We start from the raw sequence: 20260 nt of genomic DNA, 5'->3' as shown, positions 1-20260 counted from the left end.
GGAAATATAAAATGGATGAAATCAGTGAAGAGGAAGCGGCATCCGTTTGATATAGCAATTATTTAATATTCGTTATACTAGATATTCTGCTTCTGAATCATCTACAATATTTGCATTATCAAAAGAGAAAGATACTCCCAACGTATTTTGTCCAATATTAACTTTACCAATTAATGAAATACCACATTTCCCACAAGCAATAACTATAGGATGTTCATCTTGCCATCCAACCTGTAATCTAATCCTTGTTATACTGCCGCATACCTGACATTTTATAAAGCAGTTATATACCATTTGTTTTCCTTCTTTCCATGTCTTATACAAATATGGGGTTACATATTTATCTCTCCCATTTTCATCATCTATTACTATTATATCTACTCTAATCGCTGAACACAACCTGACTTTTTTCTTAATTCTTATAGAAAAAAGTACCTTGCAATTTGCTGCAAAGTACCTTTTAATCCTGATATATTCTTTCATAAATACTCGATAAAATGCTTTGAGGTATTTAGGCCATTTTATTCATATTTTTGTTTACTGGTTGTATAAAATTCTTAACTGTTTTTTGCTAAAAGTGGTCATATTTTGGTCATGGTCATAGTAGTATCTAGTGTTGAAGAGTGTTTTTTAATGCCATTCTGTATCTATATCTTGTACTATCCATCATTAGCCAACACTATATATACTAAATAATACTATCTGGACATCTCCCCCCGCAGACGTCCGGGAACGCCATGCAGAATCTCAGGTCGACCTTACCCTTATCCTTCATCACTGAGTTGACCTCACCTCCGATATAGCGGGCGGCCTTGTCAATGCTCATTAAAATTTCATCATCTAATGCAAGTTTTCTCATATATCTCCTTTCGTTTTTGTGTAATGCCAACAAAATACGTCGCTCTTTTTTTCGTAGTTTACTTTTTTCCATTACATAACACAATGTATAATTATACATCCTGTAACTTATAGTATCTGACAGCATACAGCATGGATTTTTATGCATTATTATCTACAGCGTTCTTCCATTTTCTGAACTACCTGAAACTCTTTTGACCTGTCTGATACTTTTTGCTATGAAACAGAAGAACAGATGATGGAATGGCACATAAACCCAAAATATTATATCCTTATTATAAAGAGAGTTCAAGCAAATTTTTTGGACAGATGCAAATATCCAGAGGGTTTATTCTATCGGTACAATCGCAAAATAGTTTTAACAGTTTTTCTATATTATGTTCCCCCGCTGTTTTAAAAGAAGAAAACCGCCTTTACCGGCGGTTCTCTGTATTCTGTTTCACAAACTTCCACATAGTAGTTTCCGGTTCCATTGATGATAGGGCGCAGATAAAGAAGAAAATAGCGCCGCCCTTCCTCTTCCAGAAAACTATCTTTCTGATTTCCGTACAGCTCGTGAAAATGCTCAGCAAATTTTTCCAAAACCCGCCGTATATCTAAATGCCCATCACAAATAAACAGGCAAGAATGGAAACCCCTATCCTTCATCACTGAATTGACCATTCTCCGAGTTGCCGGACAAAAACCATGTGTTCTCTGTGGTTTTAAAGGGCGCTTTTTATTTCTCTGACATAAGCGCCAATATGCTGTGGAGCATTTTCCCCATACTGTTCTAAAAGCTTTATAATTGCAGAGCCTACAATTACGCCATCTGCATACTCTGCCATTTTCTTTGCCTGCTGCGGTGTAGAGATGCCAAATCCAACAGCACAGGGAATTTTCGTATTCTCACGAACAGCCTTGACTATAGAAGACAGATCTGTCTTAATCTCCTGCCTCATTCCTGTTACGCCAAGACTGGACACAATATAAATAAAGCCCTCTGCCTCTCTGGCAATCATGGCAATACGTTTTTCAGAAGTAGGAGCCACCATGGAAATCAATTCTATGCCATATTGTTTACACAGTGGATGAAATTCTTCTTTTTCCTCAAAGGGAAGATCCGGAAGGATCAATCCGTCGATTTCAGACTCCCGGCATTCAGATACAAATCTTTCCACACCATATGAAAATACGACATTCGCATAGGTCATAAACACCAATGGTACTTTTACATCTTTTCGCAGTTCTTTTACAAATGTAAAAATTTTGTCTGTAGTGATTCCGGCATTTAATGCTCTTAAGTTGGCTTCCTGAATAACAGGTCCTTCTGCAGTGGGATCAGAAAACGGAATTCCAAGTTCAACCAGATCTGCTCCGTTTTCAACAGCAGCACGCACAACTTCTGCCGTTGTTTCCAGATCCGGATCACCACATGTAACAAACGGAATAAACACCTTTCCTTTTTCAAATACTTTACTTATTTTACTCATAAATATTCTCTCCTCTGTAACGGGCAATCGATGCGCAGTCCTTGTCGCCTCTGCCGGAAATGGTAATCACAACAATTTTATCTGTTTCCATTGCAGGTGCAATTTTCATTCCGTGAGCAACTGCATGTGCCGATTCGATTGCAGGAATAATTCCTTCTGTCCTGGCAAGATATTCAAATGCGCCCACTGCCTCCTCATCTGTTACCGGCACATATTCAGCTCTCCCGATATCATGCAGATAAGAATGCTCCGGTCCTACTCCTGGATAATCAAGTCCGGCAGAAATAGAGTAAACAGGAGCAATCTGTCCGTATTGATCCTGACAGAAATAGGATTTCATTCCGTGAAAAATCCCGGGTTTTCCGGTTGCGATCGTAGCCGCTGTTTCAGCAGTATCAATTCCTCTTCCTGCGGCTTCACAGCCAATCAGACGTACCTGTTTATCTTCAATAAAATGATAAAAACTTCCGATTGCATTGGAACCTCCCCCCACGCAGGCTACCACCGCATCCGGCAGTCTTCCTTCTTTCTGAATCATCTGCTCTTTGATCTCCCTGGAAATCACTGACTGAAAATCACGAACAATCACCGGAAACGGATGAGGCCCCATAACGGATCCAAGACAGTAATGAGTGTCTGCCATACGTGAAGTCCATTCACGCATGGCCTCTGAAACAGCATCCTTTAACGTTGCGGTACCTGTTTTTACCGGAATTACCTCTGCTCCCAGCAAACGCATCCGATACACATTAAGCGCCTGACGGATCGTATCTTCTTCACCCATAAACACCACACATTCCATTCCCATAAGAGCTGCTGCTGTTGCTGTTGCAACTCCATGCTGACCTGCTCCTGTTTCAGCGATCAGTCTCGTCTTTCCCATTTTTTTTGCAAGCAGAGCCTGCCCCAGTACGTTATTGATTTTATGGGCTCCTGTATGATTAAGATCTTCACGTTTCAGATATATTTTTGCCCCGCCCAAATCTCTGGTCATCTTTTCTGCATAATACAGTCTGGACGGCCTTCCGGCATATTCGTTAAGAAGCTCTGTAAGCTCCTGATTAAATTTCGGATCGTTTTTATAATAGTCATACGCCTCTTCCAGTTCAGTCACTGCATTCATCAATGTTTCTGGTATATACTGTCCGCCGTGAATGCCAAAACGGCCTTTTTTATTTGTCATGATCTTTCATCCCTCTTTCTTTCTGACTGCTGCAATCAATGCCTGCATTTTTCTTTTGTCTTTCCATCCATCTGTTTCAACGCCGGAACTGACATCTACCCCATATGGATTTAATTGCTCCACTGCCTTTTTTATATTTCCGATATGAAGCCCTCCGGCAAGAAAATACGGTCTCTCTACATTCTGTACCAGCTCCCAGTCAAAGGTCGTTCCCGATCCGGCTCCGGAATCTAACAAGATATAGTCTGCAGAACACTTTTCCGCTTTATCAACATCTTCGGCTGTTCTTATACAGAAAGCCCTGATAACCGGCTGTGCCATAAGAGCCTTTAATCGTCTGATATACGCCTCATCCTCCCCGCCATGAAGCTGAACCATATCTACGATCCCTTTTCTGCAGATCTCTGCAATCTGTTCAGGATGTTTATCTGCAAAAACTCCAACTGTTTTAATCTCCGGGGCCAACCGCTTTTTTAATTCTTTTGCTTTTTCCTGAGAAATATATCTTTTACTTGTATTTACAAACACAAACCCTACATATTCCGGTCTTAGTTCATTTACTGCCTCGATATCACACAGGCGAGACAATCCGCAAAGTTTTATTTTTGTCATATAACCCCTCTTAACCCGGCAAGTTTTGCTCCTTTATGCTCTGCTCTCATCAGAGTTTCTCCGATCAGCACGGCATCTGCGCCAATTTCCCGCAGTTTTTTTACATCATGACCGGTAGATATACCACTTTCCGAAACAAACAGAATATCTCCGGGAATCATCTCCCGGAACCGGAAGCTATTGTGTGTATCCACAGTAAAATCTTTCAGATTACGATTATTGATCCCGATAAGACGCGCCCCCGCCTGTACTGCCATTGTCACTTCCCGTTCGTCATGAGCCTCCACCAAGGCAGAAAGCCCCATCTCATCACATATGCTGATATACTCATTAATCTGTCTCTCACTTAATATGGAACAGATTAAAAGCACTGCCGATGCCCCCAGCACTCTTGCCTCATAGATCATGTATTCATCCACTGTAAAATCCTTCCGCAGACATGGAACTGAAACTGCGCCAGCAATCCTTTTCAGGTATTCATTGCTTCCAAGAAACCATTTCGGTTCCGTAAGCACCGAGATACATTCTGCACCAGCCGCCTCGTATTCTTTTGCAATCTGAACGTACGGAAAGTCGTGAACGATAATTCCTCTGGAAGGGGAAGCTTTTTTACACTCGCAAATAAAAGAAAGCCCCGGCCTTTTTATTGCATTTTCAAATTCAAATTTTTTATCTGGCAATGAGAGTGCCTGTTTCTTCAGTTCTTCCAGCGATCGTTTCCTTTTTCCCTGTTCTGTACGCTCTCTGGCATAATCCGCAAGTTGTTCTAAGATTGTCATATACATACCTCCGTACGGTTACTGACTTCAATCAGCCTGCGTAATGTAGTTAATGCTTTCCCTGAGTCAATTATTTCTGCAGCCAGTATAATACCTTCTTTTATGCTCTCCGCTTTTTCGCCGATATAAAGTGCCGCGCCGGCATTCAATAATACGGCATCTCTTTTTGCTCCCTTTTCTCCATTTAAAACAGAAAGTGTAATTTCTGCGTTTTCTTCTGGTGTACCACCTTTCATATCTTCTTTCGTACAACGGGTAAAACCAAATTCCTCCGGCGTGATCACAGAAGTCCGGAACCATCCGTCCCGAATCTCACACACGGTTGTGGGAGCGCTCATGGAAATTTCATCCAGCCTGTCCTGCCCATATACCACCATGCCACGCCGGATTCCAAGGCTGATCAGTACCTGCGCCAATGGCTCTACAAGATACTCGTCATATACGCCAAGAAGCTGCAGGGAGGGCGTTCCCGGATTCGTAAGTGGTCCGAGAATATTAAATACCGTACGGAACCCCAGTTCTTTACGTATTGCACCCACATATTTCATTGAGGTATGGTATTCCTGTGCAAAGAAAAAACACATTCCCACCTCGTTCAGCAGTTCCAGACATCTTTTCGGACTCTGACGGATATTGACGCCAAGAGCCTCCAGGCAGTCTGCTGTACCGCATTGTGAAGATGCAGCACGATTTCCGTGTTTGGCAACCTTCATACCTCCGGCAGCGGCAACCAGCGCTGATGTTGTAGATATATTAAAGCTGTGTGCATTATCGCCGCCGGTTCCTACGATTTCAAAAATATCCATTCCGGTTTCCACCTGTGTAGCATGCGCTCTCATTGCCGCCGCACATCCGGCAATTTCATCAATCGTTTCCGCTCTTGTACTTTTTGTTGACAAAGCTGCAAGAAAGGCCGCATTCTGCGTAGCGGTTGTCTGACCGCTCATGATCTCATTCATAACAGCATAAGCCTCGTCATATGTAAGATCCTCTTTATTTACGAGCTTCACAATAGATTCTTTAATCATAAGCCGGCCTCCTTTATAAAATTTCCAAGTATTTGCTTTCCATTGGGTGTCATAATAGATTCCGGATGAAATTGTACTCCATAAACCGGATATTCTTTATGCTGAACAGCCATTACTTCTCCCTTTTCTGTAAGAGCAGTAATTTTCAGACAATGAGCAAGCGTATCCTTATCTGCTATAAGAGAATGATACCGGGCAACAGGAGCAGTCCGGGGACAGCCGGTAAATAACGGGCAATCCAGGTCAAAAGTTACATTCGACTGCTTCCCATGCATCTGCTCTTTTGCATACGTTATTTTTGAACCATATGCCGCACATATTGCCTGATGTCCCAGGCATACGCCAAGAATCGGGGTTCTCTTTCCCATTGTTTTTATAACATCTATAAGAACACCTGCATCTTCCGGTCTGCCGGGACCAGGTGACAGAATTATGCACTCCGGCATAAGTTGCCTGATTTCCTCTACCGTCATTTCATCATTACGGATCACTTTCAGATCTGTTCCTGTTTCGCCAATCATCTGATAGAGGTTGTAAGAAAAACTGTCATAATTATCAATAATCAATATCATGCCTTCACCTCCTGTGCAAGCTGCAGAGCTTTCAGAGAAGCTTTTGCCTTATTCAAACATTCTTCGTACTCTTTTTCAGGTATAGAATCTGCCACAATCCCTGCTCCGCTGCGAACAAACACTTTTCCGTTTTTCTTATAAACAATACGGATGGCTATGCAGGTATCCATATTCCCGGTAAAATCAATATAACCAACAGCGCCTCCGTAAATTCCCCGTCTATTATTTTCCAGCTGTCCAATAATCTGGCAGGCCCTGATCTTTGGCGCACCAGACAGCGTCCCGGCCGGTAATACTGCCTCAATGGCATCCAGCGCATCACATTCTGCCCTGATTTTTCCACTTACGGTAGAACCGATATGCATAACATGAGAGAATCTTTCTATGGAATGAAGTTTTTCTACCTTTACAGTACCAAACTGACTGATTTTCCCAAGATCATTTCTTCCGAGATCCACCAGCATATTATGTTCTGCCAGTTCTTTTTCATCTGCCAGTAATTCTTTTTCCAGATCTTTGTCTTCCTCCCCGTTTTTTCCTCTTGGACGGGTTCCTGCAAGAGGAAAGGTATATAGTGTGCCATTTTTCAGTTTTACAAGTGTTTCCGGAGAAGCTCCTGCAACTTCAACATCTGTTCCGGAAAAATAGAACATATACGGAGAAGGATTGATTGTTCTGAGAATACGATACGTATTCAGAAGGCTTCCTTCAAAAGGAACAGATAAACGGTTTGACAATACAATCTGAAAAATATTTCCTTCATGGATGTGTTCTTTTGCCCGTTCTACCATAGTGCAGAACTGTTCTTTACTGAACAGTTCAGTAACTTCACCCTGCAGCTTTCCACCTGTTTCCCTTGTCTTTTTGCCATTTCTGAGCAAATCGGCAAGCTGCCTCAGCTCCATAACTGCTTTGTGATATCCGGTCTCCACATCCACAAGAGACATATTGACAATAAGAATAATTTTTTGTCTGACATGATCAAATGCTATTACTTTATCAAACAGCATCAAATCCATATCCTGAAAATTTTCAGTATCTTCCACAGTACATTTTGCTGTCGGTTCACAGTATCCCATATAGTCGTAGGAAAAATATCCGACAAGACCTCCCGTAAAGGCTGGAAGGTATTCAAATCCGGGGCTTTTATACTCTGCAAGAATTTTTCTGAGATAATCGGAGGGATGTTCCGTTTTCAGTTTTATATCTCCGATTTTCATTTCCCCATGGGCGCAGGTAATTTCCAGCTTTGGATCAAAACCTAAAAATGTGTACCTCCCCCAGTTTTCATTTTCCCGCGCAGATTCCAGCATATAACAATGCATAGATACATTTTTCAAAATTTTTATTGCTTCCACAGGCGTTATAAAATCAGATAGAATCTCACAGCTGACAGGTATTACCTTGTATGCTCCATCTGAAGCAATTTCCCTTACATCTGCCAAAGTCGGTAAAATATTCATGATCTGTACCTCCACTTTAAAAATTCATTATGTTTTCAGCGCTGCAATCTGCCCAGAGCAGTCCGGGATTTATCTGATATTCCGGAAAATAAAAACGCCCCTGACAGAAATAAATCTCTGTCAAGGACGAATTACGTACATCAGTAAAAGTACGACACTATCCGCGGTGCCACCTTGAATTCACAGAATGACCTGTGCACTTAGCAGGATACCAGCATATCCCCGGCAACTGACGTATGCCCACACGTTGCAGAATACTCTGGGAATTTCCCCATTTGACTGCACCCTCAGCGGTCCATTTGACAATTTGTTTCTCATCCGGCTCTCAGCTTCCCGGACTCTCTGTAAAGGCATCATTGACGTTATCTCCGCTTCAACGGTTTAATATATTAAATTTTTTTCACAGTATAACATTGTTGTTTCTGTCTGTCAAGATAATTTTTATATTTTTTCGGGAATTTTGTAGTAGTCTAAAACAAAAGATATTTTAACATCTTTTATCAGCCTTATATGACATTATAATTACTGCTTTCAGTTTAAATCCCTGGTCTCCACATGATAAACCGACAGGAATGCAAAAAGCAAAGAGAGTACCATAAGCCCAACAGGCAGAATGGCATTATCCGCAAACGAAAAGTCGCCGATATTGGCCTGTGTCAAAAAGATCAGCAAAAAAGAAGCTACAATTGTGGCTTTTGAGGACTTCATGACCATACCGATAAACAAAGAGATAAAACTCATGGTAATAACCACCGCGGCTTTTAAAAGCAGCTGAATATAAAACTCTGTTCCTGCCATGTTATAATCTAGCGGAAACGAAGAAACCATGAATTGCGATCCAAACAAAATACAGCCATAAATGAACAGCTTCGTCAGCACCAGTGCCACAAAATTAAAAATCCACACCGCAAGCATTTGAGAAATAAGAATTTTCTGCCGTTTAATAGGATACAAAAACATAAGATTCATAGTTTTATTTTTGTAGGCGTTTACAATGTAGGCGGACAGCATGACCCCGGTAAATATCAGAAAAGCCATGCTTGTAAACAGCTCGATTGATGGAGAAACCGCACTGTTTCCCGGCGCCGCATCAGGAACACCCGTTTCAGGGTCATTGGCAATTCCCAGATAACAGAGAGCAAAAATAAACAGACAGATCAGAGCTGCCATGATCACTGCATTGCGAATATACTTTCCCACATTATTCTTTTTCCATTCCAGCCTGATAAGTTTAAACATGATCATTTCCCTCCCCGGTCAATTTCAAAAAGTAATCCTCCAACGTTTCTGCTTTCTTTCCGATACCCATAACCTCCACATCGTTCAGCGCCAATGTTTTTGTCAACTGCTGCGTAGATACTGAGTGATCATAAATTCGGATTTTTCCGTTGTCAAACACTTTAAAATTATGCAGTTTCAACATTTCAGCCAAAACATAAGCGGCTTTTTTTTCATCTGTAACAGAAATCTCCACATAATTAAGGTTCATTTCCTCAATATCCTGCATACGGATTTCTTTCATCATTCTGCCATGATGAATAATTCCAACAGTATCCGCAATACTTTCCACTTCGGACAGTATGTGACTTGAAATCATAATTGTAATGCCGTATTCCGAACTCAGCATTTTCAGCAGATCGCGAATTTGTTTCATGCCTGCCGGGTCAAGTCCGTTTGTTGGCTCATCCAGGATAAGAAGCTCCGGTTTACACATAACAGCTCTTGCAATTCCAAGGCGTTCCTTCATACCAAGGGAATAATTTCTGACCGGCTGATCTGCTGCATCAGTCAGATTCAGCATTTGCATAGCATTTTCAACACTGCCGGTATTGTAATATCCCATATACTCACAATGAAGCTGCAAATTCTCCCGGCCGGTCATGTGATCGTAAAAGACAGGAAACTCAATGATACTCCCCATTCTTTTTAAAACATCATAAGATTTTGGTGTCAGCCTTTCCCCGAACAACTCAATCGTACCGCTGGCAGGTTTCCAAAGGTTTGTAATCATTTTCATTACCGTAGTTTTTCCTGCTCCGTTCGGGCCAAGAAATCCGTAGATTTCCCCTTTACGAATATGAATATCAACATCTGTGACCAGCATTTTGCTGCCGATCTTTTTAGAAAGCCTGTTTGTTTGTAAAATAAATGGCATTGTCCAGCCCTCCTTTCCATTAACATTATAGATTGTTCAGTTTTCAAAACTCTTGAATAAATCTTACGAATTTCTTTCCTGAAAAAATGGCCCGTATTTTTAACAGGCCATTTTCTTTAATGTGATGGTAAATACTGTTCTCTGATATGGCTGACTTACGAAAGTGATGTCGCCGCCTAGCTGCAGGGCAAGATTTTTGGCAATTGTCAGTCCCAATCCATTCCCCTGCATGGAGCTGTTTCTGGAATCCTCCATTGTAAACAGACGGTCAAACACAGACTCTGCAAATTCCTTTTCAATCCCGGGCCCCCTGTCTGCAATGTCTATATAAATATGTGCCTGGTCAGCCCACAAAAAAACACCCAGATATTTTCCCTCTCTGCCGTACCGGATTGCATTGGAAATTAAATTGTACATCATTCTTTGCAGCGCGTCTTTATTCGTATTTGTATAGAATGTCTGCTCAGGTATGTCTATTTCCACCTGAAACTCTTTTTGTGAAAGCAGTTCATAAAAATCCAGAATATTTTCCCGGCAGGCTTCATTTACATTCACTTTTTCCAATGTCAGATCCATATCCCCGGCCTCTAATTTTGCAAGAGTAAAAAACTGAGTGATCAGTTCCATGACATGATGTGCGGTATTTTCTATCTTTTGCATCATTTCATTGCTTTGAATACCGTTCAGGCGCATGATTTCCAAATATCCAAGAATCACTGTCATGGGAGTTTTAATATCGTGAGAAATATTGGAAAGCATCCTTTTGGACGCCATTTCAGACCGCCGGTACTCTACCTTTATTTTTTGCCGATTTTCCAACATCCGGTTGATTTGTTCCGCAAGTTCAACTAATACCTTATTGTCAGTAAATATCATCACCTTTTCGTCACTGTTGCTGTCAAGTATTTGTTTTAATTTACAGCTGATCTCACGGAGTTTTGCTTTGGTTCCGGTATGAAATGCAAACTGCTGATATATGACAATGCCGGCCAGAAATATAATACAGACAGTCAGGCAGAATATCATTATCTCATCGCTCATACCGACGCCCCCAGCTTATAGCCAATTCCCCATACAGTTACAACAGTCTGTGGTTTCCGGGGATCATCCTCTATCTTATTTCGCAAACGGCTAATATGGACATTGACAGCATTTTCATCCCCCATATAGGCATCATTCCAGACCATGGAATAAAGTTGAGCCTTTGTGTAAACCTTTTGAGGATGTTCCAGCAGCAGTCGTAAAATGTCAAATTCTTTTGCAGTCAGCTCAACAATCTTCCCTGATTTTGTAACGGTGTGATTTTCCAGATCCATAGTCAGTTTTCCCCATACAAATTTCGTATGCTCCGGCTGTATGACAGTATATTCGGTACTCCTCCGTATATTTGCCTTAATGCGCGCCATAACTTCTGTTACAGAAAATGGTTTTGTAATATAGTCATCGGCTCCAAGGCCAAGCCCCAGGGTTTTGTCTGAATCTGAATCTTTTGCTGATATAATGATGATCGGAACCGTACTCTTTTTACGAATGTGTTTCATCACATCCATACCTGTAAGTTTCGGAATCATCAGATCCAGTAGAACAATACTGTAAGTGTCTGTGTCAAAAGCCTCACAGGCCATTTGTCCGTCCGAAGCACAAACAACCTCAAAATTTTCGGTCATAAGATAGCTGCGTAACATTTTGCTTATTTCTTTATCATCTTCAATCAGGAAAATTTTCATATGTATTATTTCCTTTCTACGCCGTCAGTCAATTTCATCGGATTCCACATAAGCCTTTTTTTCAAACCACATCCGGAATCTCTGTGCCCAGGTATCACAGGAAAGTTTGATATAAGCTCTATTATTTTTTCTTTGTTTCTGCCGCTTTTCATTATTTTTTCTCCCATATGTTACTATCTCAAAGCCTTTTTGGCCAGTCTGGTGTCACCCCATGGAGTCTTAAGCATTGTGTCATTGCCAACGATCCCTGCCCGTACAATCTCAACAGGTTCTTCCAGTTCATAAATCTTGATCCCCCCGATACAGGCATTTTCCTGAAACTCTTCAAAGGTCTGATATGCCTGATCCTGAAACACAAAAGATATATTTTCCTTCCGTTCTTCTGCATCCGGGGGAATGATACAGGATCCCATAAGATACGCGCCTCCCTGATAATGAAATTCTATCAGGGTAAAAGACATATCTGCCTCATAATCTGATTGAATAAGATCCATCACATCTTTTGCCATGATCCACAATGATTTCTGCTTTTTCTTTTTAAATCCAAACATAAAGTGTTTTTCCTCCTATCTTGCAAACTGAGAGCCTGCAGACTTTCATCATCTTTTTCTCAGGCTGTCAGACAACACTTCTCATCCAGTCATTAAGAAAGGCAAGCTGCTCCTTCGTATGAAACCAATGCTCTCCGCCTTTCATAACCGTAAGGTGTGCCTCATGTGAATCCATAAACTTTTTCACTGTCTGAAGTGTTGTCATAGAATCATTTTCCCCATACAGAATCTCTGTAGGTATTTCCCATGATATAGGATGCTCTCTGACATAACAGAAATATTTCCATGACAGGGTTTCTCCAAAATCTGTAGGAATCTCTTCTTTTTCAGCCAATTCATCCTCTGATACCTCTGCCCATCTCATCATATCCAGAATCAGGCGCTCCATATCAAGGATCGGTGATATAAAAAAAGCCTTTTTAATATCAGCTTTTTGCAGGGTATGCATGGAAAAATAAGCGCCAATACTGTTTGCCAGCACATAAATACAGTCATATTTTTTATTTAACCGGTTATAAACATCCAGAATTTTTTCCTGTACAACCCAGGGGAAATCATCTTGATAATCCACCCCGTAAATATTGCACTCCAGACAGTTTTGCCTGTATTGTTCAGCTTCCCGATGATTCCCGCCTTTTCCATGGATATATATAATTGCTTTTTTCAAGTCCTTTTCCTCTCTTTTGTTATTTCAAATTTCATAGTCCTTTTGGATTTTGCCATGCAATGCTTCAAGAAGCTGTAACTGTGGAATTTCACAAACTCAGCAGTAATTTTCAGAATTTTCTTTTCTGTATCCTCTATTTTTACAATGCGGCTGATGCTTATCATTAAAGAAATTCAAACCATATTCCTGCTATTTATTCGCCACGGTGCTGGCGGATAATAAAGTAAAGCAAAAAACAAAATGTTACCATAGAAGCTCCCATACAGGGAAAATAAATCTCACCGGACATCCTGGCAACAGACGGATGGCTCAGAATACACAGGATAACACAGAAGATGAAGGCAGCTCCGCTGAGAAGAATATACAGAGGATTTCTGTTCTCAGCCGGCTCCAGCACATTCTCCCAGGTTTTTCTCCGCTCCAGCTCCTGTAACAGCATTTGTTCATCCTGAATTCCTTTAACCAGAAAATACGTGCGCCGCACCACATGTCTGTCAGAATGACATGCCTGGCATCGGAAAGCATAATGACTGCGGTTTTCTTTAATACTTAATACCTTCAGGATTTCATCTGCTCCTTTTGGGAGAAAAGGCTGTTTCCCCTGCCTGCGTAAAAACGCCTGGGTTTCCATGGAGCTGATAGCGAATCCCAGAAATCCATCCCCATGACTGGAAAGCCCGCGGGCATCCATAACCCATAAACGGTCATTTTCTGTCAGAAAAAAAATTGTGGCATCCTGCATTCCCCGATATCCCATACGTACCGCCAGCGCAATACTCAGGGCAGTGGCAAAAAGTACCAGAATCATAGAAAAACTTTGCTGAGGCAATCCAAAAGAAAGAGACAGAAACGTTCCTGTAAAAAGCAACACTGTCATCAGAAACACAATTCCAAGAATACCGCCAACCGCCCGATACCCATATTGACTTTTCTTCCCGGTCTCCGGGGACATCCATACCTTTTTCAGTTCCATAAACCTGTCTCCTTCTCATTTTTTACATATACTGAATCATCAACATTCCAATCGCTATCCATATCCTACAGCATGATATCAGAAATAAAATACAGCATTTCAGGGATTCATTTACCGTTCAGATCCTTTTCCTGTTATGCGTCCTTTTCTTTGTCTGTAATTTATAATAGCATTATATATTACCAGATGTTTTTTGTATATGTTTTATTTTCAGATAAAACTCCTATTCTGTTTGTCTGAAGATTTCTCAGGGATGAAAAACTCAAAAAAGGACAGCGTTCCGTTTTCCGGAAAACCATCCTTTTAAATCACCAGAATATACTTTTTTACTGAAGCTCCACACCCCAGATCTTGCAGTCTCTTGTTCCCACAACCGCTGTGCTTCCATAGACGGCCGGGGAGGATTCAATCACACCTTCGCTGAGAGAAAGAGTGTCGTATACCTGTCCGGTCCTGCCGTCAAGGAAATACATATTTCCATCGCTGCTGCAGTAGAGAACTTTGCCGTTTCCCTTTTTATCATACACGCACACCGGGGAGGACCAGGCATAGCCTGACTTATGCTCCCACACAAGCTCTCCTGTTTTTTTGTCCAGGCAGTGAAGCACGCCGGAGGCATTGTCCTCTGTTTTGGATACAGTCACATAAATATAATCCGAAAGATTATTTTTGCCTGAGGCAATGGTGGACTGGACACCGCCGGAAACGCCGTCATCGGTATAGCACTGATAATCCGTCTGCCAGACGGTCTCACCTGTTTCCGCATCCAGCTTCCAGACAGGAATGGTGGCAGAATCATAGCTTCTCCATCCCAGTCGGAAAGAGGTGCTTACATAAAGATACAGATGCCCGTTCTCTACAGAAAGCACCGGCGTTGAATTGGAATCATCCAGAATGTCCTGAACCCATACAAGCTTCATGGTATTCAGATCAAGACACATCATATTTCCGCCGTTATCTGCCATAAAAATATAATTTTTATATATGGCGGCGCTGTCTTCCATTCCCACCCAGAAGGTTTCTTCTGAAGATCTAGTGCCGTAGTAGTGCCATTTCACAGTTTTTCCCGGAGATATCGAAAGACTTCCCGCTTCCGGATCGTATTGAGTATTCAGCTTAATAAGATAAAGAATGCCGTTTTCGCCGGGATAGATCAAAGTATCTGTTTCTGTATCCACTAAAGGTGAGGAATCAAAAAAGCTCAGACTTCCCCTCAGAGAAAATTCATCATTGTCCCCAAAGGTATACATGGTGCTGCAGTCCAGAAGATTCACCACAAAGACCCGGGCAGTTCCCTCATCGCTGTTATATCCTGCTCCCACATAGAGGATCGGATAGCCTCTGGGATCCAGCGCTCCGGAACCTTTGAAGGTATAGCCAAGATACAGGGCGTCTCTGGTTTCTTTTCCGGTTTCCAGATCAAGAAAGTAAACATATCCGTCCATGCAGGCGTAGATCACTTCCACAAGATTTTCTTTTTCTTTCGCCCAGTCGTACATATTCATATGGGACCGGATCTCCTTTGGCCACTTCTGCATCAGAGGCTGACCGGTCCATCCGCTTCCGGTCCACACCGTATCTCCTGAAGAAAGAGAACCCGTATCCTTTGACCAGATTTTGGACAGAGTATTTTCTTTTATATCTGCTGTTCCAAACGCAGCCGTATCCCGGAAATTATTTCCGCGGAAAGTAACGATCCCATCTGCTTTTGTGTACTTGTCTCCCATTCCAAAAGCAATTTCCTGATCCGCAGCGTAGCCATCCACATTCTCCATCAGAGTTCCGTCTACTTCCAGCTCTGTGTACTCGATCAGCTTCTCCGGTCTGGTCGCCTCCGTACTTCGGGGATCAAAAGCGATCTCTTCTGTTTTCTGTATATCAAGGGGCTGATCCTGGGCATCATTCTTTTTGGCTGCAGTCTGCACGGACTTTTTATGATCTCCGGCTTCCCCGGTTCCCAGACTGCGCACCAGAAAAATAGCTGAACATCCTATGATACAGATTACCAGCAGCAGAAGACCTGCTTTTATTTTTCCGGTTTTTTTCCACAAGATCAGTCTTGAAGGCGAGGAATGCTTCCGGGGATGTCTGCGTTCCGGCACACTTCCATAAGACGAGGCATGTTTCCGAGAGGCTGTTCTTCTGTCAGCAGCTGATCTGGAACGGGATATGCTCCTTACATACTCACGCTCCTCCCGCATTCTTTTTTCCGGATGTTTTTGCGGGGAATGATTTTTGGGCGGACGGTAGTTACTTTTTCTTACATGAGAATATTTTTTCTGTTTCATACGTTTGCTCCTTTATACATGACAAAAGGCCAGAAACCCGGCCTTTCCTATGTCTTTATCTTCTTGCCAGCTCTCTGGTGATCTCCTCCCAAGTCACGCCCCTTTCTGCCATCAGTACCATGACATGATAAAGAAAATCTGAAATTTCGTATTTCATTTCATCCTTGTCCGGATTCTTGGCAGCAATGACGATCTCTGTGCATTCCTCTCCTACTTTTTTCAGGATTTTATCAATGCCTTTATCAAAAAGATAATTGGTATAAGAGCCTTCCTTTGGATGTTCCTTTCTGTCAAGGATCACATCATATACCTCCTGAAAGACCCTGAGAGGATTGGTATCGTCATATTCCTTTTTCATAAGCGGCTTAAAAAAACAGGTTTTGTTTCCTGTATGGCAGGCAGCGCCCACCTGAGCTACTTTTGCAAGAATCGTATCATTATCGCAGTCCAGAGTAAGGGATTTTACATACTGTACATGCCCTGAAGTCAATCCCTTGGTCCACAGTTCCTGACGGCTTCTGCTCCAGTAGGTCATTTTTCCGCTGTCAAGAGTGGTCTGAAAGGCTTCTTCGTTCATATAGGCCAGCATCAGCACTTCGTCTGTTTTATAATCCTGAACCACTACCGGAATCAGACCATCGCTGTTCAGCTTAAATTCCGACCATGAGATCGCGCTTTCAGAAATATTCACGGGAATCCCGTTTTTTCTGCACAGCTCCTTAAATTCAGTAAGATCTGTGTCAGAAGCGCTTACAAAAGCTCCGCTTAAACCGCCCACAGCCTTTTGTTTCATAAGCTCCATCAGAGTCTCTTTATGATTTTCCTCCGTATGGAGGATCACCTGCATGGACGAAGCCTTTTCCACCTCGTTCTGTACCGCATCCAGAGCCAGGATACCTCCTGCATAATCTTCGATCAGATCTTTATTCTCTGTAAATTCCTCAGGAGAAGAAATACATACATACATTTTTTCCTGACCAAACCGTTTGGACATTTCTTCCAGAAGTTCTATATTACTCTGCTTGGAAAAATTCAGAGCAACCTTGGCGCAGCCTGCATAGATCAGTTTTTTTACATCTTCCATTCGGTTGATATTACCTGCTGCCATAACCGGTATTTCTGAGACGGCGCAGATCTCCCGGATCCGGGCAATGGCCTTTTCATGCTCCTCATCCCCGGAAGAAAAGTCAAAAACAAGAAGTTCATCTGCGCCATTATCGCTGTAAAAGCCTGCCAGAGCTTCTACGTCTCCGTCTCCAAAAAGATTTCTCTGGCCGAATCCTGTTACCGCCCTGCCGGATTCCAGATAAAGGCAGGGAATCAATCGTTTATTTGTCATAGATTTTCTCCTTTTATCAGGTGTTTACAGACTTCCCTTTGTAGAAAGCACATCCGTGATCCTCTCATCACGGGAAAGCGCCTGGTCAAGGGCCTTTGCAAAGCTTTTAAACATGGCTTCTGCAAGATGATGGCTGTTTCCGTTTGTCAGAACCTTAAAATGAAGGTTCATTCCGCTGTTTACAGCAACTGCATAAAAAAATTCTCTTACCATCTCAGAAGACATATCTCCGATTTTTTCACAGGAAAACTCTGCGTCTGAAGAATAATAAGCCCGTCCGGACAGGTCTATAGCACAGAGTACCAGCACTTCATCCATGGGAAGAATACAGCTTCCGTACCGCCGTATTCCTTTTTTGTCTGCAGCTGCCTCTTTAATGGCTGTTCCCAGAACAATCCCTGTATCTTCTATGGTATGATGATCGTCTACCTGCAGATCCCCGTGAACACGGATACACAGATCAAAAAGTCCATGTCTGGCAAATCCGTCCAGCATATGGTCAAAAAATCCCACGCCGGTAATAATGTCCGAATACCCGGTTCCGTCAAGGTTCAGCTTCAGCTTGATCTCTGTTTCTTTTGTGTTTCGTTCAATGGATGCTTCTCTTGTCATAGCTCCTCCTTATTCCTCACCCTCAAATCTTACTGCAATGGAATTTGCATGGGCAGTAAGCTGTTCGGAAGCTGCAAACTGCTCCACATCTTTATGGATCTTTTTCAGCGCTTCCCTGGAATAATAGACAATACTGGATTTTTTAATAAAATCATCCACAGAAAGAGGTGAAAAAAACTTGGCAGTTCCGTTTGTGGGAAGCACATGGTTGGGGCCTGCAAAATAATCTCCCAGCGGCTCTGAGCTGTATTCCCCGATAAAAATAGCTCCGGCATTTCTGACCTTCATCATTACCTCAAAAGGATTTCTGGTCACGATTTCCATATGTTCAGAAGCAATGGCATTGGCAGCCTCCACCGCCTGATCCATGGTTTCTGCCAGAAGAATATATCCGAACTGGTCAAGAGACTTCTGAATGATTTCTTTTCTGGAAAGGCGCTTCACAAACTCATCCACCTCACAGCTTACTTTTTCAGCCAGTTCTCTGCTTGTTGTGATCAGAATAGCAGACGCCAGTTCGTCATGCTCTGCCTGGGAAAGAAGATCTGCTGCCACAAACCGCGGATTCGCGCTGTCGTCTGCAAGAACAAGAATCTCGCTTGGACCTGCAATGGAGTCAATGCTCACATGTCCGTAAACTGCTTTTTTTGCCAGGGCAACAAAAATATTTCCCGGCCCTACAATCTTATCTACCTTTGGAATACTCTGTGTTCCATAGGCAAGAGCTCCGATTGCCTGAGCGCCTCCCGCCTTGTAAATTTCATCTGCTCCGGCCTCATTTGCTGCCACAAGAGTGGAAGGGTTCACCTTCCCATCCGGCCCCGGAGGTGTTGTCATAATAATCCGGTCCACTCCTGCCACCTTTGCAGGAACAATGTTCATAAGAACGGAAGATGGATAAACCGCCTTTCCTCCCGGAACGTAAACGCCTACCTTTTCAAGGGGAGTTACCTTCTGTCCCAGCATGGTGCCATCCTCAGAGGAAGTAAACCAGCTGTTCTGCTTCTGTTTTTCGTGATAGTTTCTGATATTTACCAGAGACTTCCGGATCACATCCACAAGAGCCGGATCCACAGTCTCATAGGCTTCGCGGATTTCCTCATCCGTAACCCGTACATTCTGTTCTGTGATTTCCGCCCGGTCAAATTTCTTCGTGTATGCAAAAAGCGCCCCGTCTCCCTCTTCCTGGATCTTTGCAAGAATTTCCCTGACCGCGGTTTCGTAGCTGCCGTACTGATTCGGGCTTCTTTTCAGAAGATTTTCCAGAATATCTTTTGTTGTCTCTTTTGTAAGCGTTACTGTACGCATAAGCAGTTCCCCCTTTTTCTGTCTGTATAAACTACTGACTGATCACGTCCCGAAGCTCTCTGATCAGCTTCCGGATCCTTTCATCCTCCATTTTCATGCTGACCTGGTTTACGATCATTCTGGCTGACAGAGGACATACCTCCTCCAGCACCTTCAGACCGTTTTCTTTCAGAGTGCTTCCGGTTTCCACAATATCTACGATCACCTCAGAAAGCCCTACAATAGGCGCCAGCTCAATGGAGCCGTTCAGCTTGATGATCTCAACTGTCTGATGCTTTTTATTATAAAAATAGTCTTTTGCAATATTGGGATATTTGGTTGCCACCCGGATCAGCTGGTTGGTATGGAGAAGCTCCTTTGCACTTTCCGGCCCGCACACACACATACGGCAGGCCCCGAACCCCAGGTCCATAACCTCATAAAGCCTTCGTCCCTCCTCCATGATCGTATCCTTTCCGGTAATGCCGATATCGGCCGCTCCATATTCCACATATGTGGGTACATCCGGACCCTTTGCCAGAAAAAACTTAAGCTTCAGTTCCTCATTGACAAAAATCAGCTTCCGGGAATTTTTGTCCCGGATCTCTTCACAGGTAATTCCCACCTTTTCAAAAATATCCAGAGTTTTCTGAGCAAGACGGCCTTTTGTCAGGGCAATGGTAAGATATCTCAT

General features: G+C 42.6%; 23 protein-coding genes. All 23 read right to left on the bottom strand.

Annotated features, from left to right (window positions below):
• Positions 1–72: 72 nt before the first annotated feature.
• Positions 73–483 carry a hypothetical protein gene (locus NSA57_RS13405; protein WP_257465086.1) on the bottom strand — a complete coding sequence of 137 codons (411 nt, stop codon included), beginning with the start codon at positions 481–483 and terminating at the stop codon, positions 73–75.
• 205 nt (positions 484–688) lie between these two features.
• Positions 689–859 (bottom strand): hypothetical protein, encoded by a 171-nt coding sequence (locus NSA57_RS13400; protein WP_257465087.1) that lies wholly within the window; start codon positions 857–859, stop codon positions 689–691.
• 392 nt (positions 860–1251) lie between these two features.
• Complete coding sequence (locus NSA57_RS13395; RefSeq protein ID WP_330671346.1) at positions 1252–1440, bottom strand: hypothetical protein; 189 nt, start codon at positions 1438–1440, stop codon at positions 1252–1254.
• A gap of 122 nt (positions 1441–1562) precedes the next feature.
• Complete coding sequence (gene trpA / locus NSA57_RS13390; protein WP_257465085.1) at positions 1563–2330, bottom strand: tryptophan synthase subunit alpha; 768 nt, start codon at positions 2328–2330, stop codon at positions 1563–1565.
• Entirely contained in the window at positions 2323–3513 is a 1191-nt protein-coding gene (gene trpB / locus NSA57_RS13385; protein ID WP_257465084.1) for a tryptophan synthase subunit beta, read from the bottom strand. Before trpB ends, trpA begins: the two co-directional genes overlap by 8 nt.
• 6 nt (positions 3514–3519) lie before the next feature.
• Complete coding sequence (locus NSA57_RS13380) at positions 3520–4125, bottom strand: phosphoribosylanthranilate isomerase (RefSeq protein WP_257465083.1); 606 nt, start codon at positions 4123–4125, stop codon at positions 3520–3522.
• On the bottom strand, positions 4122–4904 hold the full coding sequence (gene trpC, locus NSA57_RS13375; protein WP_022067442.1) for an indole-3-glycerol phosphate synthase TrpC: 783 nt from the start codon (positions 4902–4904) through the stop codon (positions 4122–4124). The genes NSA57_RS13380 and trpC overlap by 4 nt, the downstream gene beginning before the upstream one ends.
• Positions 4901–5932: an anthranilate phosphoribosyltransferase gene (gene trpD / locus NSA57_RS13370; protein WP_257465082.1), complete on the bottom strand. Its 1032-nt coding sequence runs from the start codon at positions 5930–5932 to the stop codon at positions 4901–4903. Before trpD ends, trpC begins: the two co-directional genes overlap by 4 nt.
• Positions 5929–6504, bottom strand: a complete 576-nt coding sequence (locus tag NSA57_RS13365) for an anthranilate synthase component II (protein WP_173752118.1) — start codon at positions 6502–6504, stop codon at positions 5929–5931. Before NSA57_RS13365 ends, trpD begins: the two co-directional genes overlap by 4 nt.
• The gene (gene trpE, locus NSA57_RS13360) at positions 6501–7967 is read right to left on the bottom strand and encodes an anthranilate synthase component I (protein ID WP_257465081.1); all 1467 of its coding nucleotides are present in this window, start codon (positions 7965–7967) and stop codon (positions 6501–6503) included. Before trpE ends, NSA57_RS13365 begins: the two co-directional genes overlap by 4 nt.
• A gap of 531 nt (positions 7968–8498) precedes the next feature.
• On the bottom strand, positions 8499–9206 hold the full coding sequence (locus NSA57_RS13355) for an ABC-2 transporter permease family protein (RefSeq protein WP_257465080.1): 708 nt from the start codon (positions 9204–9206) through the stop codon (positions 8499–8501).
• Positions 9199–10122: an ABC transporter ATP-binding protein gene (locus NSA57_RS13350; protein ID WP_257465079.1), complete on the bottom strand. Its 924-nt coding sequence runs from the start codon at positions 10120–10122 to the stop codon at positions 9199–9201. Before NSA57_RS13350 ends, NSA57_RS13355 begins: the two co-directional genes overlap by 8 nt.
• A 99-nt stretch (positions 10123–10221) precedes the next feature.
• Positions 10222–11163 carry a sensor histidine kinase gene (locus tag NSA57_RS13345; RefSeq protein ID WP_257465078.1) on the bottom strand — a complete coding sequence of 314 codons (942 nt, stop codon included), beginning with the start codon at positions 11161–11163 and terminating at the stop codon, positions 10222–10224.
• Positions 11160–11849: a response regulator transcription factor gene (locus NSA57_RS13340; protein ID WP_257465077.1), complete on the bottom strand. Its 690-nt coding sequence runs from the start codon at positions 11847–11849 to the stop codon at positions 11160–11162. The genes NSA57_RS13345 and NSA57_RS13340 overlap by 4 nt, the downstream gene beginning before the upstream one ends.
• A gap of 5 nt (positions 11850–11854) precedes the next feature.
• Complete coding sequence (locus tag NSA57_RS13335) at positions 11855–12016, bottom strand: hypothetical protein (RefSeq protein WP_257465076.1); 162 nt, start codon at positions 12014–12016, stop codon at positions 11855–11857.
• A 6-nt stretch (positions 12017–12022) separates the two neighbouring features.
• Entirely contained in the window at positions 12023–12400 is a 378-nt protein-coding gene (locus NSA57_RS13330; RefSeq protein WP_257465075.1) for a hypothetical protein, read from the bottom strand.
• A 67-nt stretch (positions 12401–12467) separates the two neighbouring features.
• Positions 12468–13067 (bottom strand): alpha/beta hydrolase, encoded by a 600-nt coding sequence (locus NSA57_RS13325; RefSeq protein WP_257465074.1) that lies wholly within the window; start codon positions 13065–13067, stop codon positions 12468–12470.
• 193 nt (positions 13068–13260) lie between these two features.
• Positions 13261–14040, bottom strand: a complete 780-nt coding sequence (locus NSA57_RS13320) for a hypothetical protein (protein ID WP_147598998.1) — start codon at positions 14038–14040, stop codon at positions 13261–13263.
• A gap of 326 nt (positions 14041–14366) precedes the next feature.
• Positions 14367–16328 carry an outer membrane protein assembly factor BamB family protein gene (locus tag NSA57_RS13315; protein WP_257465073.1) on the bottom strand — a complete coding sequence of 654 codons (1962 nt, stop codon included), beginning with the start codon at positions 16326–16328 and terminating at the stop codon, positions 14367–14369.
• A 55-nt stretch (positions 16329–16383) separates the two neighbouring features.
• Positions 16384–17667 (bottom strand): bifunctional phosphoribosyl-AMP cyclohydrolase/phosphoribosyl-ATP diphosphatase HisIE, encoded by a 1284-nt coding sequence (gene hisIE / locus NSA57_RS13310; protein WP_147598999.1) that lies wholly within the window; start codon positions 17665–17667, stop codon positions 16384–16386.
• A gap of 24 nt (positions 17668–17691) precedes the next feature.
• A complete protein-coding gene (gene hisB / locus NSA57_RS13305; protein WP_147599000.1) occupies positions 17692–18279 on the bottom strand; it encodes an imidazoleglycerol-phosphate dehydratase HisB in 588 nt (195 codons plus the stop codon).
• A 9-nt stretch (positions 18280–18288) separates the two neighbouring features.
• Positions 18289–19587, bottom strand: a complete 1299-nt coding sequence (gene hisD / locus NSA57_RS13300; protein WP_173752113.1) for a histidinol dehydrogenase — start codon at positions 19585–19587, stop codon at positions 18289–18291.
• A 31-nt stretch (positions 19588–19618) separates the two neighbouring features.
• The gene (gene hisG, locus NSA57_RS13295; RefSeq protein ID WP_257465072.1) at positions 19619–20260 is read right to left on the bottom strand and encodes an ATP phosphoribosyltransferase; all 642 of its coding nucleotides are present in this window, start codon (positions 20258–20260) and stop codon (positions 19619–19621) included.

Source organism: Blautia caecimuris, from assembly GCF_024622975.1.
GTDB lineage: Bacteria > Bacillota > Clostridia > Lachnospirales > Lachnospiraceae > Blautia_A > Blautia_A caecimuris.
The sequence above is the reverse complement of the archived record's forward strand: the minus strand, read 5'-3'. Positions and strand labels throughout refer to the sequence as shown.

Bases quoted from the DNA above. Each gene is read 5' to 3' on its own strand.
- NSA57_RS13405 (WP_257465086.1), bottom strand. From the start codon at position 483: ATGAAAGAATATATCAGGATTAAAAGGTACTTTGCAGCAAATTGCAAG.
- NSA57_RS13400 (WP_257465087.1), bottom strand. From the start codon at position 859: ATGAGAAAACTTGCATTAGATGATGAAATTTTAATGAGCATTGACAAG.
- trpA (WP_257465085.1), bottom strand. From the start codon at position 2,330: ATGAGTAAAATAAGTAAAGTATTTGAAAAAGGAAAGGTGTTTATTCCG.
- trpB (WP_257465084.1), bottom strand. From the start codon at position 3,513: ATGACAAATAAAAAAGGCCGTTTTGGCATTCACGGCGGACAGTATATA.
- NSA57_RS13380 (WP_257465083.1), bottom strand. From the start codon at position 4,125: ATGACAAAAATAAAACTTTGCGGATTGTCTCGCCTGTGTGATATCGAG.
- trpC (WP_022067442.1), bottom strand. From the start codon at position 4,904: ATGACAATCTTAGAACAACTTGCGGATTATGCCAGAGAGCGTACAGAA.
- trpD (WP_257465082.1), bottom strand. From the start codon at position 5,932: ATGATTAAAGAATCTATTGTGAAGCTCGTAAATAAAGAGGATCTTACA.
- NSA57_RS13365 (WP_173752118.1), bottom strand. From the start codon at position 6,504: ATGATATTGATTATTGATAATTATGACAGTTTTTCTTACAACCTCTAT.
- trpE (WP_257465081.1), bottom strand. From the start codon at position 7,967: ATGAATATTTTACCGACTTTGGCAGATGTAAGGGAAATTGCTTCAGAT.
- NSA57_RS13355 (WP_257465080.1), bottom strand. From the start codon at position 9,206: ATGTTTAAACTTATCAGGCTGGAATGGAAAAAGAATAATGTGGGAAAG.
- NSA57_RS13350 (WP_257465079.1), bottom strand. From the start codon at position 10,122: ATGCCATTTATTTTACAAACAAACAGGCTTTCTAAAAAGATCGGCAGC.
- NSA57_RS13345 (WP_257465078.1), bottom strand. From the start codon at position 11,163: ATGAGCGATGAGATAATGATATTCTGCCTGACTGTCTGTATTATATTT.
- NSA57_RS13340 (WP_257465077.1), bottom strand. From the start codon at position 11,849: ATGAAAATTTTCCTGATTGAAGATGATAAAGAAATAAGCAAAATGTTA.
- NSA57_RS13335 (WP_257465076.1), bottom strand. From the start codon at position 12,016: ATGGGAGAAAAAATAATGAAAAGCGGCAGAAACAAAGAAAAAATAATA.
- NSA57_RS13330 (WP_257465075.1), bottom strand. From the start codon at position 12,400: ATGTTTGGATTTAAAAAGAAAAAGCAGAAATCATTGTGGATCATGGCA.
- NSA57_RS13320 (WP_147598998.1), bottom strand. From the start codon at position 14,040: ATGGAACTGAAAAAGGTATGGATGTCCCCGGAGACCGGGAAGAAAAGT.
- NSA57_RS13315 (WP_257465073.1), bottom strand. From the start codon at position 16,328: ATGAAACAGAAAAAATATTCTCATGTAAGAAAAAGTAACTACCGTCCG.
- hisIE (WP_147598999.1), bottom strand. From the start codon at position 17,667: ATGACAAATAAACGATTGATTCCCTGCCTTTATCTGGAATCCGGCAGG.
- hisB (WP_147599000.1), bottom strand. From the start codon at position 18,279: ATGACAAGAGAAGCATCCATTGAACGAAACACAAAAGAAACAGAGATC.
- hisD (WP_173752113.1), bottom strand. From the start codon at position 19,587: ATGCGTACAGTAACGCTTACAAAAGAGACAACAAAAGATATTCTGGAA.
- hisG (WP_257465072.1), bottom strand. From the start codon at position 20,260: ATGAGATATCTTACCATTGCCCTGACAAAAGGCCGTCTTGCTCAGAAA.